Genomic DNA, 3635 nt, shown 5'->3' on the forward strand with positions numbered 1-3635 from the left:
CTTTTATTGTAGCTATGTTTTGAGCAAAAGTCAATGTCTTGGAATGATATATCTTCTAATATTCCAAAGAATTATTGGTATTATAGTTATAATTTAGCGGGAATTTGGGTTATACAACCGATGTCAAGAAAACACAAGGAACAGACCATGCATTAAGAGGGAGAACAGTGTTTTTTACTACGGAATCAGCCACCTACAGAAACGTTTGATTGATCCTCGACAGCAAATTCGTACATGAGTCCATTGAAGACCTTGGTGCATCTTCCAATCACAGTCCCATCATCAAGGACGCAGAGTCCCCTGCACCAGAGACTGGCTGAACTACAATCGATACCAAGTTGTTTGCAGATCTCTTCATTCGGGTTGATGGCTGCAACCTTTCCCTGGACGAAATGGCACTTCTGCCCGACATGCCAACTTACCAGATCAAAAAAGGAGCGTTCACTCTCATCCCCAAGCAGGGCAATCTCTTGCCCAAAACGAGAGGTGACATAGTAATCACTTAAAACTGAGGGTTTTCCATCCACAATATGCAAGCTCTTGAAGTGCCAGAGTTCACGATCGGTAGGATTATCGGAGAAATGCATCTGGGTAAGATCAGTACTCGATGCTTCCACTTTCTCCTTCAAGAGGATTTTATAATAACCATTCTTTTGGGAGTCTTCTCCCTTCATTGGTACTTGAGGATATCCAAGACCTATTACTTTTCGTTTAAACAAGACAAAAGACCCTCGTCCACGAGTACGTGAGATGTATCCCTGACGAACCAAACCATCCAAAGCACGTCGAATAGTAACACGAGAGACTCCATATTGGTCACAGAGTTCCATTTCGGTAGGAATGCGATATCCTTCCGGCCATTCACCGAAAATGATTTTCATTTGCAACTGTGAAAAAACAGTCTTGAATTTCAATGCCATGTGTGTGCTCCTCTGATTTGTGCAAGCTTTAGGAGTAAAATGTATACTGATATTATTATACAAATCAGTTTTTTGTTCAGTAAGGATTTTGTCTTATCTAAAAGACAGTTTCAATACTAATAAGCTATATTTTTATACTAAATGCGATATTCATGAAATACTAATATTTTTTTACATGTGTAACAAACTCTTTTTTACCACAACAACACCAGACAAATTCGTGCAGAAAACGAGATAAAAAAGATACAAAGTAACAGGCTCTTGTATGCAACTTACCTATTGGGAAAAGCATGGCTCAGGGCGTCTTTTCTCTCGATTCACAAGATTTTTGCTCATCAGGCCTTTCTTTCTTGGCAAACCATGAGTATCATTAAAGTAATACAAAGTCTTATTAGGAGGATAGTATGGCTTACAGTGAACCTTATGATGCAATAGACGAAAAGACGCGGGATATCTCCCGTGCAATCACCAGCCTGAGAGAAGAACTCGAGGCGATCGACTGGTACAACCAGCGGGTGAACACCACCAAAGATACAGAACTGGCTGGTGTAATGGCACACAACCGCGATGAAGAGATCGAGCATGCAGCCATGACCCTCGAATGGCTGAGACGTAACATGGACAAATGGGATGATGAACTGAAAACCTATCTTTTCAGCAGTGGAAGCTTACTGGAAGTAGAAGAAGCTGGTGAAGGCGCTGAAGGTTCCTCTGCAACTTCGCTCTCAATTGGTGATCTGAAGAAATAAGAATTACCCAGGAGGTATACATATGGATATGTTCAAACGTGAATTAGCCCCTCTCTCATCTGAGGCTTGGGCAGAAATAGAAAACAGGGCAAAGGAAGTATTACTCTCCCGTCTTACCGCTCGCAAGGTAGTCAACGTCAACGGACCGAAGGGAATTGACTTCACGGCCATCAGTGAAGGCCGCCTAACCTTGGTTGATGATGGAGACGTGAAGGCTGGGGTCTACACAGCAAAACCCTTGACCGAAGCCAGAATTCGGTTTTCCCTGAATAAGTGGGAGCTGGATAATCTAGCCCGCGGTGCAAAGGATATTGATTTTGATACGCTGGACGCTGCCTTAGAAAAACTGGCTCTGTTTGAAGAGCGCGCCATCTATGATGGATATGAAAAAGGTGGTATCAAGGGACTGAAGGAATCGAGTGAGCATAAGGCTCTGACCTTTGGCAAGGAATCCAGTGATATTCTTGCTTCAGTCGCCGAAGGCCTTATCCTTCTCAAGAAAAGTTATGTGCATGGTCCCTACTCCCTTATCGTAGGAAAAGAGGGATGGATTGCACTGAACAAGGAAGCTCATGGGCAGAATCTGCTTGAAAGAGTAGAGAGAATGCTTGGAAGTAAAGTAGTCTACTCCCCGAATATCGAGGGAGCACTCCTGCTTCCTTATAATAGCGAAGACCTTGAGCTGACTATCGGACAGGACTTTGCCCTAGGCTATGAGACCCATGACACCAAGGAGGTTACTCTCTTTGCAACTGAGTCTTTCACCTTCAGGGTACTGGAACCCAAGGCTATCGTAGTCTACAAGTAAGACAAACCATCAACATATGTGCTCATTTGGAAGGCCGGGTTTAGTACCCGGTCTTCTTTCAGGCTCAAACAATTAAATAGAGAGCCAATTGCAAAATAGGTTTTCAGGAACCTTGTAATGCATGAATATACAAAACCATCACTCACATACCCATACCTGTCGCTGGCCCCTGTGACTGACAGGAATCTTCCTTGAATTCATTAATATTTGCTTGTTGGATATAGAAAAAAGAGCCCCCTTCTGCTATTGTTTAGTCACGACAAAAAAACAAACAGGAGGAGCTCTTTTATATGACATATTCTACACGAAACACCCCATTCCTTCAATCCCTGCTCTTCTCCCATGAAGACTTTTCACCCTGCCTGTTCCGGGAACCCTCAGAGAGGGAGCTTGAGTTCCTGCAATATTATCATGGGGTGCAGTCCCTGCTCACTTGCGATGAATTGCACAGGTTGCAGAGAAGTCGCCGCAGGGGAAGGCTCGGCTACGGCCTGCTGCCGATACTGGGCATCATGCTGCTCAAGCTTCACCTGGATGTCACCGACAGCGGCATTCCCGTCAGCACCATCGTCACGGGTGCCAACGTACATGACAGCCAAGCGGCGATTCCCTTGGAGCGGATGACCGGGCAGCGGATCAAACACCTGTACTCGCTGATGGACAGCGCCTACGATGCAAAGCCCATCAAGGACTTCATCATCGGAAACGGCAGGGTGCCCATCATAGACCCGAACAAGCGGCGCAAGCAGCAACGGGTCCTCTCACCCTCTGAAAAGCAGCGGTTCAGGATCCGTTCGACCGTCGAACGATCCAACTCCCACCTCAAGGATTGGCTTATTCCGCCGAAGATCATGGTCAGGGGGACGGAGAAGGTCTCCCACTGCCTGATGACCGGCGTGCTGTGCCTTGCTGCAATCAAGATACTGCAGTATTGCATCCTGCCGGGCATCCAGAAAACTGCGTAACACCACAAAGAGCAATGATGCATTCGCCTATCGTGGGGTAGGTGTGTCTTCTTGCACTCTTTTACCAACCGACCTAGCGTATTTACTCGTTTGAAGCCCTTGATTGGACGGTTCGCTCCTCTTAATCAATGGTATTAGTGTCGTCGGATGGATTCAAATTCTCAATGAATCCTCATTTTGCAAGAGCCTCTAT

At 45.5% G+C, this 3635-nt stretch carries 4 protein-coding genes; 3 read left to right on the forward strand and 1 reads right to left on the reverse strand.

Going from position 1 to position 3635, the window contains the following annotated elements; genetic code table 11:
• Nucleotides 1–185: 185 nt before the first annotated feature.
• Complete coding sequence (locus tag JF818_RS03185; protein ID WP_198890538.1) at nt 186–920, reverse strand: GntR family transcriptional regulator; 735 nt, start codon at nt 918–920, stop codon at nt 186–188.
• Between the two features lie 404 nt (nt 921–1324).
• Between JF818_RS03185 and JF818_RS03190 the strand changes: the two genes are divergently transcribed.
• The 3 genes from JF818_RS03190 (at nt 1325) to JF818_RS03200 (ending at nt 3442) form a co-directional block, all read left to right on the forward strand.
• Nucleotides 1325–1669, forward strand: coding sequence for an encapsulin-associated ferritin-like protein (locus tag JF818_RS03190; protein ID WP_198890539.1), 345 nt, complete (start codon nt 1325–1327; stop codon nt 1667–1669).
• A 22-nt stretch (nt 1670–1691) separates the two neighbouring features.
• The gene (locus tag JF818_RS03195) at nt 1692–2477 is read left to right on the forward strand and encodes a family 1 encapsulin nanocompartment shell protein (RefSeq protein ID WP_198890540.1); all 786 of its coding nucleotides are present in this window, start codon (nt 1692–1694) and stop codon (nt 2475–2477) included.
• 290 nt (nt 2478–2767) lie between these two features.
• The gene (locus JF818_RS03200) at nt 2768–3442 is read left to right on the forward strand and encodes a transposase (protein WP_198890541.1); all 675 of its coding nucleotides are present in this window, start codon (nt 2768–2770) and stop codon (nt 3440–3442) included.
• Nucleotides 3443–3635: the final 193 nt, after the last annotated feature.

The sequence above is a fragment of the Sphaerochaeta sp. S2 genome, from assembly GCF_016406725.1.
Lineage (GTDB): Bacteria > Spirochaetota > Spirochaetia > Sphaerochaetales > Sphaerochaetaceae > Sphaerochaeta.

Excerpts from the sequence above, each read along its gene's own strand:
- JF818_RS03190 (WP_198890539.1), top strand. The coding sequence starts at position 1,325 with ATGGCTTACAGTGAACCTTATGATGCAATAGACGAAAAGACGCGGGAT.
- JF818_RS03195 (WP_198890540.1), top strand. The coding sequence starts at position 1,692 with ATGGATATGTTCAAACGTGAATTAGCCCCTCTCTCATCTGAGGCTTGG.
- JF818_RS03185 (WP_198890538.1), bottom strand. The coding sequence starts at position 920 with ATGGCATTGAAATTCAAGACTGTTTTTTCACAGTTGCAAATGAAAATC.
- JF818_RS03200 (WP_198890541.1), top strand. The coding sequence starts at position 2,768 with ATGACATATTCTACACGAAACACCCCATTCCTTCAATCCCTGCTCTTC.